The 18,336-nt window shown below is 74.6% G+C and carries 14 protein-coding genes and 1 pseudogene; 10 read left to right on the top strand and 5 right to left on the bottom strand.

Annotation, left to right across the window (positions count from 1 at the left end):
* A partial coding sequence (locus ACFU74_RS23190) for a restriction endonuclease (protein WP_380759730.1) occupies positions 1 to 1,463 on the top strand: 1,463 nt, incomplete at its 5' end.
* A gap of 216 nt (positions 1,464 to 1,679) precedes the next feature.
* The gene (locus ACFU74_RS23185) at positions 1,680 to 2,456 is read left to right on the top strand and encodes a ZIP family metal transporter (protein WP_380759737.1); all 777 of its coding nucleotides are present in this window, start codon (positions 1,680 to 1,682) and stop codon (positions 2,454 to 2,456) included.
* A 28-nt stretch (positions 2,457 to 2,484) separates the two neighbouring features.
* On the opposite strand, the gene ACFU74_RS23180 is transcribed toward ACFU74_RS23185, so the two are convergent.
* Complete coding sequence (locus ACFU74_RS23180) at positions 2,485 to 3,390, bottom strand: LysR family transcriptional regulator (protein WP_380759728.1); 906 nt, start codon at positions 3,388 to 3,390, stop codon at positions 2,485 to 2,487.
* Between the two features lie 121 nt (positions 3,391 to 3,511).
* Between ACFU74_RS23180 and ACFU74_RS23175 the strand changes: the two genes are divergently transcribed.
* Positions 3,512 to 4,465, top strand: a complete 954-nt coding sequence (locus ACFU74_RS23175) for an EamA family transporter (RefSeq protein ID WP_380759735.1) — start codon at positions 3,512 to 3,514, stop codon at positions 4,463 to 4,465.
* Positions 4,466 to 4,568: 103 nt separating this feature from the next.
* Here ACFU74_RS23175 and ACFU74_RS23170 read toward each other — a convergent pair.
* Positions 4,569 to 4,811, bottom strand: a pseudogene (locus ACFU74_RS23170) (MarR family winged helix-turn-helix transcriptional regulator); the annotation flags it as partial.
* Between the two features lie 238 nt (positions 4,812 to 5,049).
* Here ACFU74_RS23170 and ACFU74_RS23165 point away from each other — a divergent pair.
* Positions 5,050 to 5,388 carry a DUF2218 domain-containing protein gene (locus ACFU74_RS23165; RefSeq protein ID WP_380759726.1) on the top strand — a complete coding sequence of 113 codons (339 nt, stop codon included), beginning with the start codon at positions 5,050 to 5,052 and terminating at the stop codon, positions 5,386 to 5,388.
* Here the strand turns inward: ACFU74_RS23165 and ACFU74_RS23160 are convergent.
* Both ACFU74_RS23160 and gabT read right to left on the bottom strand, forming a co-directional pair.
* Positions 5,385 to 6,026, bottom strand: a complete 642-nt coding sequence (locus tag ACFU74_RS23160) for a phosphatase PAP2 family protein (RefSeq protein ID WP_380759724.1) — start codon at positions 6,024 to 6,026, stop codon at positions 5,385 to 5,387. The two genes, ACFU74_RS23165 and ACFU74_RS23160, sit on opposite strands and share 4 nt — an antisense overlap.
* A gap of 446 nt (positions 6,027 to 6,472) precedes the next feature.
* Positions 6,473 to 7,813 carry a 4-aminobutyrate--2-oxoglutarate transaminase gene (gene gabT, locus ACFU74_RS23155; protein ID WP_380759722.1) on the bottom strand — a complete coding sequence of 447 codons (1,341 nt, stop codon included), beginning with the start codon at positions 7,811 to 7,813 and terminating at the stop codon, positions 6,473 to 6,475.
* A 318-nt stretch (positions 7,814 to 8,131) separates the two neighbouring features.
* Between gabT and ACFU74_RS23150 the strand changes: the two genes are divergently transcribed.
* The 3 genes from ACFU74_RS23150 to ACFU74_RS23140 all read left to right on the top strand — a co-directional run bounded on the left by ACFU74_RS23150 (position 8,132) and on the right by ACFU74_RS23140 (position 13,451).
* Entirely contained in the window at positions 8,132 to 10,135 is a 2,004-nt protein-coding gene (locus tag ACFU74_RS23150) for an ATP-binding protein (protein ID WP_380759720.1), read from the top strand.
* A gap of 144 nt (positions 10,136 to 10,279) precedes the next feature.
* Complete coding sequence (locus ACFU74_RS23145; protein WP_380759718.1) at positions 10,280 to 11,845, top strand: PucR family transcriptional regulator; 1,566 nt, start codon at positions 10,280 to 10,282, stop codon at positions 11,843 to 11,845.
* A 163-nt stretch (positions 11,846 to 12,008) separates the two neighbouring features.
* Positions 12,009 to 13,451: an aldehyde dehydrogenase family protein gene (locus ACFU74_RS23140; RefSeq protein WP_380759716.1), complete on the top strand. Its 1,443-nt coding sequence runs from the start codon at positions 12,009 to 12,011 to the stop codon at positions 13,449 to 13,451.
* 60 nt (positions 13,452 to 13,511) lie between these two features.
* Here ACFU74_RS23140 and ACFU74_RS23135 read toward each other — a convergent pair whose 3' ends face one another.
* Positions 13,512 to 14,177: an NAD(P)H-binding protein gene (locus ACFU74_RS23135; RefSeq protein ID WP_380759714.1), complete on the bottom strand. Its 666-nt coding sequence runs from the start codon at positions 14,175 to 14,177 to the stop codon at positions 13,512 to 13,514.
* Between the two features lie 90 nt (positions 14,178 to 14,267).
* Here ACFU74_RS23135 and dxr point away from each other — a divergent pair, with 90 nt between their 5' ends.
* The 3 genes from dxr to ispG all read left to right on the top strand — a co-directional run bounded on the left by dxr (position 14,268) and on the right by ispG (position 18,182).
* Positions 14,268 to 15,497 (top strand): 1-deoxy-D-xylulose-5-phosphate reductoisomerase, encoded by a 1,230-nt coding sequence (dxr, locus tag ACFU74_RS23130; protein WP_380759712.1) that lies wholly within the window; start codon positions 14,268 to 14,270, stop codon positions 15,495 to 15,497.
* A 79-nt stretch (positions 15,498 to 15,576) separates the two neighbouring features.
* Positions 15,577 to 16,881 (top strand): M50 family metallopeptidase, encoded by a 1,305-nt coding sequence (locus tag ACFU74_RS23125; protein WP_380759710.1) that lies wholly within the window; start codon positions 15,577 to 15,579, stop codon positions 16,879 to 16,881.
* A 140-nt stretch (positions 16,882 to 17,021) separates the two neighbouring features.
* Positions 17,022 to 18,182, top strand: coding sequence for a flavodoxin-dependent (E)-4-hydroxy-3-methylbut-2-enyl-diphosphate synthase (ispG, locus tag ACFU74_RS23120; protein WP_355372150.1), 1,161 nt, complete (start codon positions 17,022 to 17,024; stop codon positions 18,180 to 18,182).
* Positions 18,183 to 18,336: the final 154 nt, after the last annotated feature.

The raw sequence follows: 18,336 nt of genomic DNA, 5'->3' as shown, positions 1-18,336 counted from the left end.
CCCACATCCTCAAGGTCGCCCGCCCCGCCGCCCTCACCCACCACCGCACGCTCACCGTCCAGGCCGAGCAGGAGCGGCTGGCCGACCTGCTCCGGCGCACCGCGCTGCCCGTCTCGGCCATGGACTTCGAGAGCCAGCTGCGCCGCTACGAACCGCGCCCCTACCCGGCCGACGGGCCGGACGCGGCGGGCGGCGAGGACCCGGAGCCGCGCTGGGAGGACTTCGAGCCCGAAGGGCCGCCCGCCGCCGACCCCGACGGGGCCCCGGCCCGCCGGCTGCTCGACTCCGGCTACCAGCGCGAGCTGGCCCAGGCCCGGCTCGCCCACCAGCGTGCCCTGCGCGAATGGCGCACCCGGCAGGCCGACGCCGTGGACCCGGTCGCCGACGAGTCCCGGCGCGCCCACCACGAGGCCGAGGAGGCCCGGGCGCGCGCGGTGCGGGAGTACAACGAGTCGCTGGAGGAGTGCCGCCGCGCCTACCGGCAGGCCGAGCCGGCCGCCGTCGAGTCGCTGCTGGAGCGCGCCCTCGCCGCCGCCGAGACCCACACCCAGGACCTGCCGGCGCCCTGCCGGGCCGTCTACCGGCCGCTGACCCGCACCGCCGTGCTCGACCTCGACCTGCCGGCCCTCGACGTGGTGCCCTCGCTGACCGGCTACCGGCTCGGCCCGGACGGCGAGAGCCTTCCGGTGCCGCGCCCGCCGGCCGACCGGTCCGCCGACTACCTGCGGCTGGTCGCCCGGCTCGCCCTGCGCGCCCTGCAGGCCGCCGACGCCGTCGACACCGACGAGATCCTCGCCGGGGTCGTGCTCAACGGCTGGCTGCGCGAGCCCGCCGGGGCCGAGCCGCTCTGCCTGGTCAGTGTGGACGCGGACCGCGACGCGCTGGCCCGCACCAGGCTGCTGCCGCCCGCCGACCCCGACGAGCAGCCCGACGGCGAGGGCGTCTACGCGGACGCCGAGCAGGACGAGGCCCTGGTCCGGCTGCGCGGGCTCGGCGCCGCCGTCAGCCCCGACCCCTACGGCCGGGCGGGCGTCGAGCCGGCCGCGCAGGCGGCGGCCACCGTCCCGGCCGCGCCGGACCTGTCGGCGAACGAGTTCGCCCAACTGGTCCGCGAGCTGCTCACCCGCGGCGGGCTGGGCCAGTGGAGCGTGCGGCTGCGCGGCCCGGCCGGGCTGGTGGCCACCGGCGAGGGGCCGACCGGCAGCGCGCTGCCCGGCCGCTGGGTGGTCTGGGCCTCGCGCGGCGACGGACCGGTGGGGGAGGAGGAGATCCACACGCTGGCGGAGGCGGTCCGCGAGGAGGCCGCCGAGCGCGGGCTGCGGCTGACCACCGGCCACTTCACCGACGGGGCGCTCGACCTGACCGGCGCGGGCGGGCACCGGCACATCCACCTGGTCGACGGGGACGGCGTGCGCGAGCTGGCGCGAACGCAGCTGGGCCTGCCGCTCGCCGCCGGGCGCTGAGTCGCGCCCCGGCCGCCGCCGGTCCGAGGGCTCACCCCGACGGCCCGTCCGGCGGGCGTCGGCGCGCGGGCTGCACGACGCTGGGGGACACGGCCGTCCGGCACCGGTCGCCGGCCGGCCCGGGGACGGCGGAACACGGGGGAGACGAGTGAACAGACGGCCCGTCACGGGGTGGCGTCGGTGACCGCGGTCCTGGTCGCCGCGGGCGCGTTCCTGATGACGCTGATCGGCGGCTGGGTCGCGCAGCGCACCGGCGACCGCCGTCACCTGGTGCTCGGCTTCGCCGCCGGGCTGATGCTCGGGGTGGTCGCCTTCGACCTCCTCCCGGAGGCGCTGCACCAGGCGCCCGAGGAGGTCCACGGGGTGCCGCAGGCGCTGCTGATGTTCGCGGCCGGCTTCCTCGCCATCCACATCGTCGAGCGGGCGGTGGCGATCCACCGCGGCCACGAGGCGGAGTACGCCGAGCACACCCACGGCCAGCGCTCCGCGCAGGGGCAGGCCGGGGGACAGGGCCACGGGCACGCCCACGGCCGTGCCCGCTCCGGCGTCAACGGGCACCAGGGCGTCGGCCTGACCGCGGCCCTCGCCCTGGTCGGCCACAGCGTGATGGACGGCTTCGCGATCGGCGCGGCCTTCCAGGCCGGGACGACGGTCGGGACGGTGGTGGCGATCGCCGTGGTCGCGCACGACTTCGCCGACGGCTTCAACACGTACACGCTCACCCGGCTCTACGGGAACAACCGGCGGCGGGCGCTGACCCTGCTCGCGGCGGACGCGCTCGCACCGGTCACCGGTGCCGCGATCACCCTGCTGTTCACCATCTCCGAGCACCTGCTCGGCCTCTACCTGGGGTTCTTCGCCGGGTTCCTGCTCTACCTGGCGACCTCCGACATCCTGCCCGAGGCGCACAGCCCGCACCCCTCGCGGACCACGCTGCTCTGCACCCTCGTCGGGGTGGGCTTCATGTGGCTGGTGATCGGCTTCGCCGGGTGACGCCGCGTCGGGCGGGGGCGCGCGCCGGTCAGCGGCCCAGGGCGTCCCAGCGGCCCCGCATCGCGGCCAGCGCCTCGGTGATCGCCGGGCGGCGCGAGGCCTGGGAGCGCCAGAGCGCGAACACCCGCCGAGCCGGCTCCGGCGCCACCGGCCGGGCGACCACCCCCGGCGGCAGCGCACCCCGTCCCAGCCGCGGCACCAGCCCCACGCCCAGCCCCGCCGCGATCAGCGCGATCTGCGTCTCGAACTCGCCGACCTGGTAGCGCACGTCCGGCTCCTCACCGGCCTCGCGCAGCGTCCGGACCAGCCAGTCGTGGCAGATGTTGCCCGGCGGCACACTGGTCCACCGCTGCCCGCGCAGCCGCTCCTCCGGCACCGTCGCGAGCCCGGCCAGCGGGTGGCCAGACGGCAGCAGCAGGTCCACCGGGTCCTCACCGAGGTCCATCCTGGACAGGCCGTCCTGGACCGGCAGCGGCACCGTCGGCCAGTCCTGGACGAGCGCCAGGTCGACCTCCCCGCGCGCCACCAGGTCCGCCGCCGGGTAGGGATCGCTCTCCAGCAGCCGCACGTCCAGGTCCGGGCACCGCTCGCGCAGATCGGCCAGCACCCCCGGCATCAGCCCGCGCGCGCCGGTCGCGAAGGCGGCCACCAGCAGCCGTCCGACCGCCTGGCCGCGCTGCTCCTCCAGGCGGACCTCGGCCCGCTCCACCAGGCCGAGCACCACCTGTGCGGTGGTGGCCAGTTCGCGCGCCGCGTCCGTGAGCACCACCCCGCGGCCCTGGCGCTCCAGCAGCACCGTCCTGGTCTCCCGTTCCAGCTTCGCGATCTGCTGGGAGACCGCGGACGGCGTGAAGCCGAGCGCCGCGGCCGCCCCGCCGACCGAGCCGTGCACCGCCACCGCGTGCAGCGCCCGCAGGCGCCCCAGATCCATCATGCAGCCATGCTAAAGCGTTTCCTTCAGAATTCATCGCTGGTGCTACACGGTCGTCGACGGTCATCCTCGACCCATGAGCGCATCCCCGCAGGCCGCCCAGGGCGGCGGCACGACCGGCGGCATGAGGCCGCGTGACATCGCCCTGGCCGTACTGGTCGCCGCCGTCTGGGGCCTCAACTTCGTCCTCATCCACGTCGGCCTGGAGAACTTCCCCCCGCTGCTGTTCTGCGCCCTGCGGTTCGCGGTGGTCGCCGTCCCCGCGGTCTTCCTGGTCGGCCCGCCCAAGGTCGCCTGGCGCTGGGTGCTCGCGGTCGGCGTGGTGCTCGGGGTGGTCAAGTTCGGCCTGCTCTTCCTCGGCATGCACGCCGGGATGCCGGCCGGCCTCTCCTCCCTGGTGCTCCAGGGGCAGGCCGTCTTCACCGCCCTGTTCGCCGGCGTCCTGCTGGGCGAGCGGCCCGGCGGGCAGCGGCTGACCGGCCTGGCCGTCGCCTTCGCCGGGATCGGTCTGAGCGCCGTCGACCGCGGGCTCGGCGGACCGCTCGGCGCCTTCGCCCTGGTCGTCCTCGCCGCGGCCGCCTGGGGCCTGTCCAACGTGCTGACCCGCAGGGCCGCCCCGCCGGACGCGCTGCGCTGGATGGTCTGGGTCAGCGCCGTGCCGCCGCTGCCGCTGCTCGCCCTCTCGCTCCTGGTCGAGGGCCCGGAGGCCGACCTGCGGGCGCTGCGCGGGATCGGCCTCGCCGGAGTCGGCGCGATCGGCTACGTCGGGCTGGTCTCCACCCTCTTCGGCTTCGTCGCCTGGAGCTACCTGCTGCGCCGCTACGACGCCACCGCCGTCGCGCCCTACTCGCTGCTGGTGCCGGTGTTCGGGATGTCCTCGGCGTGGCTGCTGCTCGGCGAGCCGGTCGGCCCGCTCGCCGCGGTCGCCGCGGTGCTGGTGGTGGCGGGGATCGGGGTCACCGCGCTGCGCCCGGGGACGCTGTCCGGCGCGGCGCGGCGGTGGTGGCGTCGGTCGCCGCGTACGCGGACTCGGCGGTCCGCAGCGCTCTCAGCAGCGCGTCCTGCTCGGCGGGGCTGACCGGGCCGAAGTACTCCTGGGCGACCTCGTGCCGGACCTGGCCGATCCGCTCCACCGCCGACCGGCCCGCCGCGGTCAACAGGATCCGCACCGCGCGGCGGTCGGCCGGGTCCGGGGCCCGCTCGACCAGGCCGGCCTCCTCCAGGGCGTCGACCACCGTGGTGGCCGAGCGGGGGGCGATGTGCAGCCGGTCGGCCAGGTCGCTCAGCCGCATCGCGCGGTCGGGGAGCTCGCAGCCGGGGGCGTGCGCGAGGGCCCGCAGGGCGCGGCCCTGGCCGGGGGTGATGCCGTACGGCTCAAGCCGCTCGCTGGTGCGGCGGCGGATCCGCTTGATCGCCCGGGTCATCGCGTCGGCCAGCTCGGCGGCGGTGTCCGGGGCGTCCGCCGGGCCCGGAACGGGGGAGGAGCCCGCCGCGTCGTCGGTCGGCGTGGTGGTCATGGGCGGCTCTCCTCGGCAGGTGTCCGACCCAGGGTATCGGCCGGTCCCGAGCCGCCCGGAAAATGTTGAGCATGGCTCAGCACCTGGGTTAGCGTAGGCCTGAGTGAGGGCACCCTAAGTTCCCTCCCCCGACCCTGGAGAGCCCGTGCCCCGCTCCGAAGCCCGCGTCGCCACCGACCGCTCCGCCCGCTACGCCAAGCAGCTCGCCGCCCACATGGGCCGCAAGATCCAGGCCGACTGGTCCGAGGAGACGGGCCACGGCACCCTCGTCTTCGGCCACGGCACCGCCACCCTGGACGCCGTCCCCGACGCCCTGCTGCTCGCGGTCGAGGGCACCACCGAGAACCTGCCCGGCCTGGAGGACGTCGTCGGCCGCCACCTGGTCCGCTTCGGCGCCCGTGACGAACTGGTCGTCGAGTGGCACCGCGACAACGGCGAGGCCGGCCACGTCCACCGCAACGACGAGGCCCCGGCCGAGGGCTAAGGCGTGCTTCCCGGGTCCTTGCCGGGGCGGCCGGTGAGCGGCCACCGGGCGAGGGCCCACAGGACCAGGCCGCCCAGGCACCAGCTGGCCACCACGTCCAGCAGCCAGTGGTAGTCGCTCCACACCAGCCCGAACCCGACGCCCGCCACCAGCAGCGCCGTTCCGGCGGCGAGCGGACGCCGCGCCCGGGGGGCGGCCGTCCGGGCCAGCAGCAGCGCCGCCACCCCGTAACCGAGCGTGGCGGTCGCGGTGTGGCCGGACGGGTACCAGCCCCACTGGTCCGCCGCCAGCGGCAGCCCGAACGGGCCGGGGCGCGCGAACCACGCCTTCGCCGGAACGACCAGCAGCGGGATCAGCCCGGCCGTCAGCACCGCCACCGGAATCGGCAGCCACCAGCGCGCGAACCCCGCCCGTGACTCCCGCCAGGCCGCCACCGACGCCCCGAGCAGCAGCACCGGCACCACCACCGGGCCACCGCCCAGGTCGGAGAACGCCTTGCCGAGGTGGTTGAGCAGGGTGCTGTGCAGGCCGTGCCGGATCTCCTGGGCGGCGTGCCGGGTCCAGCGGTCCAGCTCCAGTAGCGGGCCGTCCACCGCGACCTGCCAGGACACCAGCACCAGCACCAGCCCGAGGACCATCGGCACCACTGGGTGGGCGAGGACGCGAGGCAGCCGCCCCGGAGCAGGGGGGAGAGCTCCGGGGCGGCCCTGATGATCGCCGCTCCGCGCGTCCCGGGGGGTGTGGGTCGGACGGCCGGTCGATCGGCTTTCGGTGTGCGCCGCCCCCGACGGGACGGCCTGGTTGTCCTCGCGGCCCTCACGCGGAGCCGCCCCGGAGGACGGTGCCGCGGACGGATCCGCCCATGGCTGGGGCTCGCTGTCCATCTGTGATGACACTACGTCAAGGTCCGTTCGCCGCCGAGGAGCTTCAGCGATTCCGCACACCATCTTCACCGTCCGCGCCGGTGGCGTCACGCCGGGTTCGAACCGAACGGCCCGTGGGGACGAGGTCCCCACGGGCCGTTCGGCGCTGTCCGGACATCCCTCCGGCGGGTCTTCGGCGCGGCGACGGGCCGCGGGCCTGATCAGACGGTGGCGAACGCGCCCTCGAGGATGTCCAGGCCCTCGTTCAGCAGGTGCTCCGGCATCACCAGCGGCGGCAGGAAGCGCAGCACGTTGCCGTAGGTGCCGGCGGTCAGCACGACCAGGCCCTCGGCGTGGCAGGCCTTGGCGATCGCGGCGGTGGCCGCGGTGTTCGGCTCCTTGCCGCCCGGCTTCACCAGCTCGACGGCGATCATCGCGCCGCGGCCGCGGACCTCGCCGATGATGTCGAACTTCTCCTGCATGGCGCGCAGACGGCCGAGCATGATCTCGCCGATCCGCTGCGCCTTGCCGACGAGGTCCTGCTCCTTCATGGTCTCGATGGCGCCCAGCGCGGCGGCGCAGGCCACCGGGTTGCCGCCGTAGGTGCCGCCCAGGCCGCCGGTCTGCGCGGCGTCCATGATCTCGGCGCGGCCGGTCAGCGCGGACAGCGGCAGACCGCCGGCGATGCCCTTGGCGGTGGTGATGAGGTCCGGGACGATGCCCTCGTCCTCACAGGCGAACCACTGGCCGGTGCGGCAGAAGCCGGTCTGGATCTCGTCCGCGACGAAGACGATGCCGTTGGCCTTCGCGAACTCCACGATCGCCGGCAGGAAGCCCTTGGCCGGCTCGATGAAGCCGCCCTCGCCCTGGAGCGGCTCGATGATGATCGCGGCGACGTTCTCGGCGCCGATCTGCTTGTTGATGGTGTCGATCGCCTGGGCGGCGGCCTCGGCGGCGCAGTTCTCCGCACCGGTCAGCCAGCGGTAGGGGTAGGCGACCGGAACGCGGTAGACCTCGGGGGCGAACGGGCCGAAGCCCTGCTTGTACGGCATGTTCTTCGCCGTCAGCGCCAGGGTGAGGTTGGTGCGGCCGTGGTAGCCGTGGTCGAACACCACGACGGCCTGGCGCTTGGTGTAGGCGCGGGCGATCTTCACCGCGTTCTCGACGGCCTCGGAGCCGGAGTTGAACAGCGCGGTGCGCTTCTCGTGGTCGCCCGGGGTCAGCTCGTTCAGCTGCTCGGCCACGGCCACGTAGCCCTCGTACGGGGTCACCATGAAGCAGGTGTGGGTGAAGGCGGCCAGCTGCTCGGTCGTCTTCGCCACCACGGCCTCGGCGCTGTTGCCGACGTTGGTCACGGCGATGCCGGAGCCGAAGTCGATCAGCGAGTTGCCGTCCACGTCCTCCAGCACGCCGCCGTTGGCGCGGGACACGTACACCGGCAGGGTGGTGCCGACGCCGGCCGCCACCGCACCCAGCTTGCGGGCGTGCAGCTCCTGCGACTTCGGACCGGGGATCGCGGTGACCAGGCGGCGCTCCTGCGGGAGCGGCGTTGCGGCGCTCATGGGTTTCTCCAGACTTCTCGGCTCGGTAGTTCGCAGGCTACGGCGGCGCTCTCCGGGCGGGCATGCGCCACTCGGTAGCAGTGGGCCGTCCGACTTGTCCGGGGCGGCCAGCGCGGTCGGCGCCACGACCGCCGGGCCGCGCTCCACTACATTGAGCGCGGGCGTGTCGCCGGGGCGGCGGCATGGGTATGGGCGGCACCGACGGCGGTCGGGCCGGCGGGCGAGGGAGCGGGGCCGTACATGGGACTGGACGGGGCACGGAGCCACAGCGAGCGGACCACCGCCACCCCTCATCCCCCCTACACCCCGCCCACCCCGATGCCACACCCGCGCCCCCCGGCCCGCGCGTCCTTCGACCTCGCCGCCTGGGCCGCCGCCCCGCGGCCGGAGGCCGCCCCGGGCGTCTTCCGCCAGGGCTACCGGCAGATCGACCCCGACCGCGCCGAGGCGGCGAAGGTTCCCACCTGGCCCCTGCTTTTGAGGGCGGGACTGAACGCGGTGGTGGGGTGGTTCGCCTTTGTCTACGGCACACAGCTCGTTCTGCATCTGATCGTCCTGACGGTGTGGGTGGACCATCCCTCCACCACTGCGGTCACCGTCGTCGGGTTGTCGGTCAACGCCGTCGTGCTCGCCGTGGTCATCAAGGTCTTCGGCCGGATGGGCCGGTGGGTGGAGGTGTGGCGGCGGTATGCGGTGCCGCTGTTGTCGCGGACGGTGACGGAGGAGGAGCCGGCGGCCGCGGAGGAGCAGGCGGAGGTGGCGCGGCAGCGGGATCCGTGGGCGGTGCTGCGGCAGGGCGGGGCGGCGGCCGCGGCCGGGAGGCTGGACGCCGAGGCGGTCGGGGACGTCGACTACGTGCGGATCCAGCGGGCGTGGGAGTCGGCCCAGGCGGACCGGGCCTTCCTGCCGGCCTTCGTCGAGCAGGTGTCGCTGCGCGGCGCTGCCGCGTTCGCGCACCCCTCGGAGGTGCGCGAGCTGCCGGGGCGTGCGGAGCAGCACGACCTGCTGTTGGCCCAGGTGCGGCTCGGTACCGCGCAGGACGTCCCGAAGAACCCGCTGACCCACCGGTCGGCGGGCTTCGCGCTGGACCCGGCGGTGCTGGGCACCTCGCTGCTCGCGGTGGGCCCGGCCGGGACGGGGAAGACGGCGCGGCTGGCCCGCCCGGTGGCGGAGGCGCTGTGCCTCCAGGCGCTGGCGGGGACGGCGTGCGCGGTGGTGATCGGGTCGTCGGAGGCGGACCTGGGGCCGGACGACTGGTACGACGTGGTGATCGCCCCGGGCCATGCCGGGTCCCGGTACGGGCTGGACCTGTACGGTGCGGTGCAGGACCCGGACGAGGCGGCGGCCCGGTTGGCGGAGGCGCTGCTGCCGGACGAGCTGACGGCGCGCGCCGAGACGGCGCGGACGACGTTGCAGCAGATGGTGGGACCGTTCCACGCCGCCTTCGGCCGCTACCCGGGCGTGCGCGAGCTGCGGGCGCTGCTGGCCGGGGAGCCGGAGGCGCTGGAGTCGCTGGTGAAGGGGCTGCGGGCGGCGGGGCGGCTGGGCTCGTACGAGCGGGACCTGGAGCACCGGGAGCGCCAGCACGGCCGGGCGGACGATCCGGGGGCGCTGCTGGCGGACCGGCTGGCGCTGCTGGACCGGCCGGCGTTCGAGGGGGTGTTCGCGACCGACGGCTCGGGCCGTCCGCCGTTCGCGATGCGGGTGCTGGACCATCCGCTGCGGGTGCGGGTGAAGCTGCCGGAGCGCAGCCACCCGGAGGCGGCGCGGATGCTGTCGCGGCTGCTGGTGGGCCAGTTCGTGCAGGCCGCGGGGGCCCGGGGGGACCGGTCGCTGTTCGCGGGGCTGGTGGTGGACGACGCCTCGGCGGCCCTGGACGCCGGGATCGTGCGCGGGTTGCAGCGGCTGCGCGGGGCGAACGCCGGGGTGGTGCTGCTGCTGCGGACGCTGGTCGACCTGCCGGAGGCGCTGCGGGCGCCGCTGTTCGGGGCGGTGGGCTGTCGGGCGGCGTTCCCGGGCATCGCGCCGTGGGACGGCCGGCTGTTCTCGGAGGCCTGGGGCACCCACCTGGTGCGGGAGACGGCGGTGACGCTGGCCCCGGACACCTCGGGCGGGATCGTGCGGCGGGCCGGGCGGCTGGGGCGCAAGGCGCTGTCGGGGACGGCCGCGCAGACGGAGTCGGTGACCACGCGGGAGGTGGAGCGGCTGCGCTGGTCCCCGTCGGACCTGGCGCACGCGCTGCCGGCCGGGCACGCGGTGCTGTCGCTGACGTCGGTGTCGGGGGAGCAGGTGCCGCCGCTGCTGGTCGACCTCAGGGATTAGGGAGAGGAAGCTCGCCTTCGAGGTGGATTCGGCAGTGCCGGTTGTCCGGGGCGTCCATAATGAGAAGTGGGATTCCCCTCAGGACCCCCAGCCCTCTCTCGCCCGGCCGCAACGGCGCGGTCGGGTCGTTCCCTCGAAGGTGCCATGCCCCCCACACTTGCCTCCGTCGTCCGCAACACCTCGCTCCATCTGACGGTCCTCGCCGGTGCGGACCACTTGGAGCGGCCGGTTCGCTGGGTGCACACCAGTGAGCTGGACGACCCCACGCCGTTCCTGGAGGGTGGCGAGCTGCTGCTCACCACCGGGATCAAGCTGGGCCGGACCGCCGCCCAGTTGCAGGCGTACGTGCACCGGCTGGCCGATGCGGGGGTGGTCGGGCTCGGGCTGGGGGTGGGCCTGTCGCACACCGAGGTGCCGCAGCCGCTGGTGGACGCGGCGGCGCAGCGGGGGCTGCCGCTGCTGCGGGTGCCGGAGCCGACGCCGTTCATCGCGATCAGCAAGGTGGTGTCGGCGGCGCTGGCCGCCGAGCAGTACGAGGCGGTGACGACCAGCTTCGAGGCGCAGGAGGAGCTGACCCGGGCCGCGCTGGGCAAGGACGGCACGACGGCGGTGGTGCGGCGGCTGGCGGCCCGGCTCGGCGGCTGGGCGGCGCTGTACGACGGGTCGGGCGCGCTGTCGGTGGTGGCGCCGGACTGGGCGGCGCGCCGGGCCGGGCGGCTGGCGGCGGAGGTGGACCGGCTGCGCCGGAGGCCGGCGCCGTCGAGTGCCGCGCTGCAGGGCCGTGCACCGGGGATAGACACGGCGGACGAGGACTACGTGGTGGTCCAGTCGCTGGGGGCGGACCGGCGGGCCCGGGGTTTCCTGGCGGTGGGCACCGAGGACCGGATCACGCCGACCGAGCGGTACGTGCTGAACGCGGCGGTGGCGCTGCTGACGCTGACCCTGGAGCGGTCGCGGGAGCTGCGGCAGGCCGAGGAGAAGATGGGCGCGGCCCTGCTGCGGATGGTGCTGGCCGGTGAGGTGGCGACCGCGCGGCAGGTGGCGGCGGGTCTGTTCGGGGGCCTGCCGGAGGGGACCGTGCGGGTGCTGGTGGCCGGGGCGGCCCAGGGCGCGGACGCCGGCGAGGCGCTGGGCGAGCTGGGTGACCGGGCCGAGCAGGCCGGTTCCCGGGTGGGCGAGAAGCTGCTGGTGGCGCGGGAGGACGGTGCGCACGGGGCGCGGCTGATGGTGCTGGCGCTGGACAACGGCGCGGTGCACCGGGCCTGCCTGGGGGCGGTGGAGGAGCACGAGGGCCTGTCGCTGGGCGTGTCGGCGCCGGCCGCGCTGGAGGACGCCGGGACGGCGCACGCGCAGGCCGAGCGGGCGCTGGCGGTGGCGCTGCGCGGCGGGCGGCGGTCGGTGGACCACGAGGAGGTCGGCGCGGGCTCGCTGCTGCCGCTGCTCGGCGAGGACGCCGTGACGGCCTTCGCGGAGGGCCTGCTGCGGCCGCTGCGGGAGCACGACCGGACGGCGCGCGGCGATCTGGTGGCCTCCCTGCGGGCGTGGCTGTCGCGGCACGGGCAGTGGGACGCGGCGGCGGCCGACCTCGGGGTGCACCGGCACACCCTGCGGTACCGGATGCGGCGGGTGGAGGAGCTGCTGGGGCGGTCGCTGGACGACACGGACGTCCGGATGGAGCTCTGGCTGGCGCTGCGGTCCGGCGAGGAGTAGGAGGAGCGGGCAGGACGGGTGGCGGCGCTGGACGCGGTGGAGTGGCCGTGGGGGGCGAACGCTACTCGGTGTCCAATCCGGTCGGCGCGCCGCCCGCCCTACCCTCGGTTCTGGCTCCACGTCCGTGGGGCGTGAGGACGACGAGGAGAGGGCCGGTACCACGGTGACCACCACGTACGATTTCTGGCTGGCCGGCCGCCGGGCGAGCGGCGACGCCGACTTCGAGGTGCACAACAGCTGGGACGGCCGCCTGGTCGGCAAGGTGAGCATCCCCACCGAGGCGCAGGTCGAGGAGGCCCTGGAGGCCGCCGTCGCCGCGCTGCTGGTGTTCGCCGCGACCCCCGCGCACGTGCGCTCCGCCGCCCTGGACCACGTGGCCCGGCGGCTGACCGAGCGCACCGAGGAGATCGCCCAGCTGATCACCGCCGAGAACGGCAAGCCGATCAAGTGGGCCCGCGGTGAGGTCGGCCGCGCCGTCTCGGTGTTCCGCTGGGCGGCCGAGGAGGCCCGTCGGACCAACGGCGAGACCATGCGGCTGGACACCGACCCGGGCGGCACGGGCCGTTTCGCGGTCGTGCGGCGCTTCCCGCGCGGCGTGGTGCTGGGCATCGCCCCCTTCAACTTCCCGCTGAACCTGGTCGCCCACAAGATCGCCCCGGCGATCGCGGTCGGCGCGCCGATCATCCTCAAGCCGGCCCCGGCCACCCCGCTGTCGGCGATGGTGCTGGGCGAGATCCTGGCCGAGACCGAGCTGCCGGCCGGCTCCTGGAGCGTCCTGCCGGTGCCGAACGACCGGATGCCGGCCCTGGTGCAGGACCCGCGTCTGCCGGTGATCTCCTTCACCGGTTCGGACAAGGTCGGCTACCAGATCATGGACTCGGTGCCGCGCAAGCACACCACCCTGGAGCTGGGCGGCAACGCGGCGGCCGTGGTGCTCGCCGACTGGTCCTCCGAGGCGGACCTGGACTGGGCGGCCTCCCGGATCGCGATGTTCGCCAACTACCAGGGCGGCCAGTCCTGCATCTCGGTGCAGCGGGTGATCGCCGACGCGTCGGTGTACGACGCGCTGGCGGAGAAGGTCCTCGCCAAGGTGCGGACCCAGGTCACCGGCGACCCGAACGACGACGCGACGGACGTCGGCCCGCTGGTCGACGAGAACGCCGCCAAGCGGGTCGAGTCCTGGGTGGACGACGCGGTCGCCAAGGGCGCCAAGCTGCTCACCGGCGGCACCCGCGAGGGTGCGACCTACGCCCCGACCGTGCTGGCCGAGCTGCCGGCCGACGCGATCCTGGCCACCTCCGAGGTGTTCGGCCCGGTCCTGTCGCTGCACAAGGTGGACGGCGTGGACGAGGCCTTCGCGGCCGTCAACGACTCGCTGTTCGGCCTTCAGGCGGGCGTGTTCACCCACGACCTGCAGACCGCCTTCCGCGCCCACCGGGAGCTGGAGGTCGGCGGTGTGATCATCGGCGACGCGCCGTCCTACCGCGCCGACCAGATGCCGTACGGCGGTGTCAAGGACTCCGGCGTCGGCCGCGAGGGCGTCCGTTACGCGATGGACGACTACACCGTGGAGAAGGTCCTGGTCCTCACCGGCCTCGACCTCTGAGGGTGACCTGAACGAGGGCCCGGCCGCCGTGTGCGGCCGGGCCCTCGCGCGTACGCGGCGTCAGGCGTGGCCGGCGGCGGCCGCGACGGCCTCGGCCACGGTGGCGCTGCCGGCGACCAGTTCCAGGGTCTGTCCGGCGGTGCCGGGCTCGCGCAGCAGGGCGGCGAGCACGGCCGCGACGTCCTGCCGGTCGACGGAGCCGCGCGGCACCTCCGGGGCGAGCCGGACCAGGCCGGTGCCCGGGCCGTCGGTGAGGTGGCCGGGGCGCAGCACCGTCCAGTCCAGCGCGGTGCGGGCCCGGACGGCGTCGTCGGCGGCGCCCTTGGCCCGCAGATAGGTCTCGAAGACCTCGTCGGCGGGGTACCGGGCCCGGGCGTCGGCGCCCGTCGCGGAGATGATCAGGTAGCGGCGGACGCCGGCCAGTTCGGCGGCGTCGGCGAGCAGTACGGCGGCGTCCCGGTCGACGGTGAGCTTGCGGGCGGCGCCGCTGCCCGGTCCGGCGCCGGCCGCGAACACCACGGCGTCGGCGCCGTCGAGCAGCCGGGCGAGTTCGGGCGGGGCGGCGGCCTCCAGGTCGAGCAGCAGCGGTTCGGCCCCGGCGGCGACGAGGTCGTCGGCCTGTTCGGGGCGGCGGATGATTCCGGCGGGGCGGTCGCCGCGGTCGGCGAGCAGCCGTTCCAGGCGGAGGGCGATCTGCCCGTGGCCGCCGGCGATGACGGTGCGCATGGCTCCGACGGTAGCCCGGGAGCCGGCCCGGCGCTCCGGGAGCGGTCCCGTGGTGCCGGGCGGCGAGCCGGGCAGGACACAATGGGCAGCATGACTTCGCTCGCCCACCCGCAGCTGCGGTTCACCCCTGAGGTGAACACCCCCTCCGGCCCCCGGGAGCTGGTGATCCTCGGCTCCACCGGTTCGATCGGCACCCAGGCCATCGACGTGGTCCTGCGCAACCCGGACCGGTTCCGGGTGGTGGCCCTGTCGGCGGCCGGCGGCCGGGTGGAACTGCTCGCCGAGCAGGCGCTGCGACTGGGAGTGCACACCGTGGCGGTGGCCGACCCGGCGGCCGAGCCGGCGCTGCGCGAGGCGCTGGCGGCGAAGGCGGACGGCCGTGCGCTGCCGGCCGTGCTGGCCGGTCCGGACGCGGCGACCGGGCTGGCGGCGATGGAGTGCCACTCGGTGCTGAACGGCATCACCGGCTCGATCGGCCTGCGTCCGACGCTGGCGGCGCTGCGGGCCGGGCGGGTGCTGGTGCTGGCCAACAAGGAGTCGCTGATCGTCGGCGGTCCGCTGGTGAAGGCGGTCGCGAGGCCGGGGCAGATCGTGCCGGTGGACTCCGAGCACGCCGCGCTGTTCCAGGCGCTGGCGGGCGGCACCCGGGCCGAGGTCCGCAAGCTGGTGGTGACCGCGAGCGGCGGCCCGTTCCGCAACCGCGGCCGCGCCGAGCTGGCGGGCGTCACCCCGGCGGACGCGCTGGCGCACCCGACCTGGGTGATGGGCCCGGTCGTCACGATCAACTCGGCCACCCTGGTGAACAAGGGCCTGGAGGTGATCGAGGCGCACCTGCTGTACGACGTGCCGTTCGACCGGATCGAGGTGGTGGTCCATCCGCAGTCGGTCGTCCACTCGATGGTGGAGTTCACGGACGGTTCCACGCTGGCGCAGGCGAGCCCGCCGGACATGCGGATGCCGATCGCGCTGGGCCTGGGCTGGCCGGACCGGGTGCCGGACGCGGCCCCGGGCTGCGACTGGACCAAGGCGGCGACCTGGGAGTTCTTCCCGCTGGACAACGACGCCTTCCCGGCGGTCGAGCTGGCCCGTGAGGTCGGCACGCTGGGCGGCACCGCTCCGGCGGTGTTCAACGCGGCCAACGAGGAGTGCGTGGAGGCCTTCCTGAAGGGCCGCCTCGCCTTCACCGGGATCGTGGACACTGTGGCGAAGGTCGTGGCCGAGCACGGCAGCCCCGTGGCGGGAACTTCGCTGACGGTGGAGGACGTCCTGCACGCGGAGGACTGGGCGCGCGCCCGGGCCCGCGAGCTGGCCGCGGGCTGATCCGGGTCCGCCCGGACGGCACCGCCGGACGACCGGTACGACGACAGGATGAGCGGAGCGGCATGACGGAGGAGCAGCGGTGGCAACGGTGATGACGGTGGTCGGCATCCTGGTCTTCGTACTGGGACTGCTCTTCTCGATCGCCTGGCACGAACTCGGCCACCTCTCCACGGCCAAGCTGTTCGGCATCCGGGTGCCGCAGTACATGGTCGGCTTCGGCCCGACGATCTGGTCGCGGAGGAAGGGCGAGACCGAGTACGGCCTCAAGGCCGTCCCGCTGGGCGGGTACATCCGGATGATCGGGATGTTCCCGCCCGGTGCCGACGGGCGGATCACCCAGCGTTCCACCTCGCCCTGGCGGACCATGATCGAGGACGCCCGGGAGGCCTCCTACGAGGAGGTCAAGGAGGGCGACGAGACCCGGCTCTTCTACACGCGCAAGCCGTGGAAGCGCGTGATCGTCATGTTCGCCGGGCCGTTCATGAACCTGATCCTCTCCTTCGGGCTCTTCCTGACCGTGATGACGGGCTTCGGCGTCCCGATGTCGGTGCCGACCATCGGCACCGTCTCGGAGTGCGTGGTCAAGGCCGGCCGACCGACCGACAACTGCCCGGCGGACGCGCCGGCGGCACCCGCCTTCCAGGCCGGTCTGAAGCCGGGCGACAAGGTGGTCTCCTTCGACGGCGACCGGATCACCAGCTACGAGCAGCTCCAGGGCGACATCCGCAAGTCGGCCGGCAAGCGGGTGGAGCTGGTGGTCGAGCGCGGCGGGCAGCAGCTCACCCTCAACCCGGAGATCGCGGTCAACGACGTGCAGAAGTACGACGCCGACGGCGTGCCGGTCAAGGGCGAGACGGTGCGGGCCGGCTTCCTCGGCTTCACCCCGGCCAGCGGTGTGGTCCGGCTCGGCTTCGGAGAGTCCCTCGACCGGATGTACGACATGGCGGAGAGCGGCGTGAAGTCGCTCGCCGCGCTGCCCGGCAAGATCCCCGGCCTCTGGCACTCGGTGGTCGACGGCACCCCGCGCGAGGCCGACTCGCCGATCGGCATGGTCGGCGCCGCCCGGGTCAGCGGCGAGGTCTTCGCGCTGGACATCCCGGGCAGCCAGCGGGTCGCCTACTTCGTCAACCTGCTCGCCGGGATCAACCTCTCGCTCTTCCTCTTCAACATGCTGCCGCTGCTGCCGCTGGACGGCGGCCACATCGCGGGCGCGACCTGGGAAGCGGTGCGCCGCCGCTTCGCCCTGCTGTTCCGCCGGCCCGACCCCGGCCCGTTCGACGTGGCCCGGCTGATGCCGCTCGCCTACGTGGTGGCCAGCGTGTTCATCGGCTTCACCCTGCTGGTGCTCGTGGCCGACCTGGTGAACCCCGTCAAGATCAGTTAGCCCGGCGGGCCGGTGCGTGCGCGGGCGCCCGTTCCCGTGCCGTACCGTTGGAGCCCGGGCGCGCGATCGTCGGCGCGCCCGGGCCCGGCCGTCCCAGCGGCCGGACCGACCACACCTCAACCCCGGGGAACCCTGCGCACATGACCGCGATCTCGCTCGGTATTCCGTCTCTGCCGCTCAAGCCGCTCGCCAAGCGCCGTGTCTCCCGTCAGATCATGGTCGGCAACGTGCCGGTCGGCGGTGACGCCCCCGTCTCGGTGCAGTCCATGACCACCACGGTGACCTCGGACATCAACGCCACGCTGCAGCAGATCGCGGAGCTCACCGCGTCCGGCTGCCAGATCGTGCGGGTCGCGGTTCCCTCCCAGGACGACGCGGACGCGCTGCCGATCATCGCGAAGAAGTCGCAGATCCCGGTGATCGCCGACATCCACTTCCAGCCGAAGTACGTCTTCGCGGCCATCGACGCCGGCTGCGCCGCGGTCCGCGTCAACCCGGGCAACATCAAGGCCTTCGACGACAAGGTCGGCGAGATCGCCAAGGCCGCCAAGGACGCCGGCGTGCCGATCCGGATCGGCGTCAACGCCGGCTCGCTCGACAAGCGCCTGCTGGAGAAGTACGGCCGGGCGACCCCCGAGGCGCTGGTCGAGTCCGCGCTCTGGGAGTGCTCGCTCTTCGAGGAGCACGACTTCCGCGACATCAAGATCTCGGTCAAGCACAACGACCCGGTCGTGATGATCAACGCCTACCGCCAGCTCGCCGCCGCCTGCGACTACCCGCTGCACCTCGGCGTCACCGAGGCCGGCCCCGCCTTCCAGGGCACCATCAAGTCCGCGGTCGCCTTCGGCGCGCTGCTCGCCGAGGGCATCGGCGACACCATCCGGGTCTCGCTCTCCGCCCCGCCGGCCGAGGAGATCAAGGTCGGCAACCAGATCCTGGAGTCGCTCGGCCTGCGCCAGCGCGGCCTGGAGATCGTCTCCTGCCCGTCCTGCGGCCGTGCCCAGGTCGACGTCTACAAGCTCGCCGAGGAGGTCACGGCCGGCCTGGAGGGCATGAACGTGCCGCTGCGCGTCGCCGTCATGGGCTGCGTCGTCAACGGCCCGGGCGAGGCCCGCGAGGCCGACCTCGGTGTCGCCTCCGGCAACGGCAAGGGCCAGATCTTCGTCAAGGGCGAGGTCATCAAGACCGTCCCCGAGTCCAAGATCGTGGAGACCCTGATCGAGGAGGCCTTCAAGATCGCCGAGCAGATGGAGGCCGAGGGCGCCGAGTCCGGCGCGCCGACCGTCACCGCCGGCGAGTGACCCGTCCCGGTGTCGGGTGGGTCCACGCAGTTCTTCCGGAAGCGGGGCCGTCCGTGCGCGGACGGCCCCGCGGCCCTATCCGGGTGGGGCCAGGGCGGAGGGTGCGGCCCGCGTCGGCTCAGGAACGTGCTGTCTCGCTGCGCGATCGACGTGT

The sequence above is a fragment of the Kitasatospora sp. NPDC057500 genome (genome assembly GCF_042802195.1).
GTDB lineage: Bacteria > Actinomycetota > Actinomycetes > Streptomycetales > Streptomycetaceae > Kitasatospora.
This window is presented reverse-complemented; position numbering and strand designations above follow the sequence as displayed.

Excerpts from the sequence above, each read along its gene's own strand:
- ACFU74_RS23185 (WP_380759737.1), top strand. The coding sequence starts at position 1,680 with ATGACGCTGATCGGCGGCTGGGTCGCGCAGCGCACCGGCGACCGCCGT.
- ACFU74_RS23180 (WP_380759728.1), bottom strand. The coding sequence starts at position 3,390 with ATGATGGATCTGGGGCGCCTGCGGGCGCTGCACGCGGTGGCGGTGCAC.
- ACFU74_RS23175 (WP_380759735.1), top strand. The coding sequence starts at position 3,512 with ATGAGGCCGCGTGACATCGCCCTGGCCGTACTGGTCGCCGCCGTCTGG.
- ACFU74_RS23160 (WP_380759724.1), bottom strand. The coding sequence starts at position 6,026 with ATGGTCCTCGGGCTGGTGCTGGTGCTGGTGTCCTGGCAGGTCGCGGTG.
- gabT (WP_380759722.1), bottom strand. The coding sequence starts at position 7,813 with ATGAGCGCCGCAACGCCGCTCCCGCAGGAGCGCCGCCTGGTCACCGCG.
- ACFU74_RS23150 (WP_380759720.1), top strand. The coding sequence starts at position 8,132 with ATGCCACACCCGCGCCCCCCGGCCCGCGCGTCCTTCGACCTCGCCGCC.
- ACFU74_RS23145 (WP_380759718.1), top strand. The coding sequence starts at position 10,280 with ATGCCCCCCACACTTGCCTCCGTCGTCCGCAACACCTCGCTCCATCTG.
- ACFU74_RS23135 (WP_380759714.1), bottom strand. The coding sequence starts at position 14,177 with ATGCGCACCGTCATCGCCGGCGGCCACGGGCAGATCGCCCTCCGCCTG.
- dxr (WP_380759712.1), top strand. The coding sequence starts at position 14,268 with ATGACTTCGCTCGCCCACCCGCAGCTGCGGTTCACCCCTGAGGTGAAC.
- ispG (WP_355372150.1), top strand. The coding sequence starts at position 17,022 with ATGACCGCGATCTCGCTCGGTATTCCGTCTCTGCCGCTCAAGCCGCTC.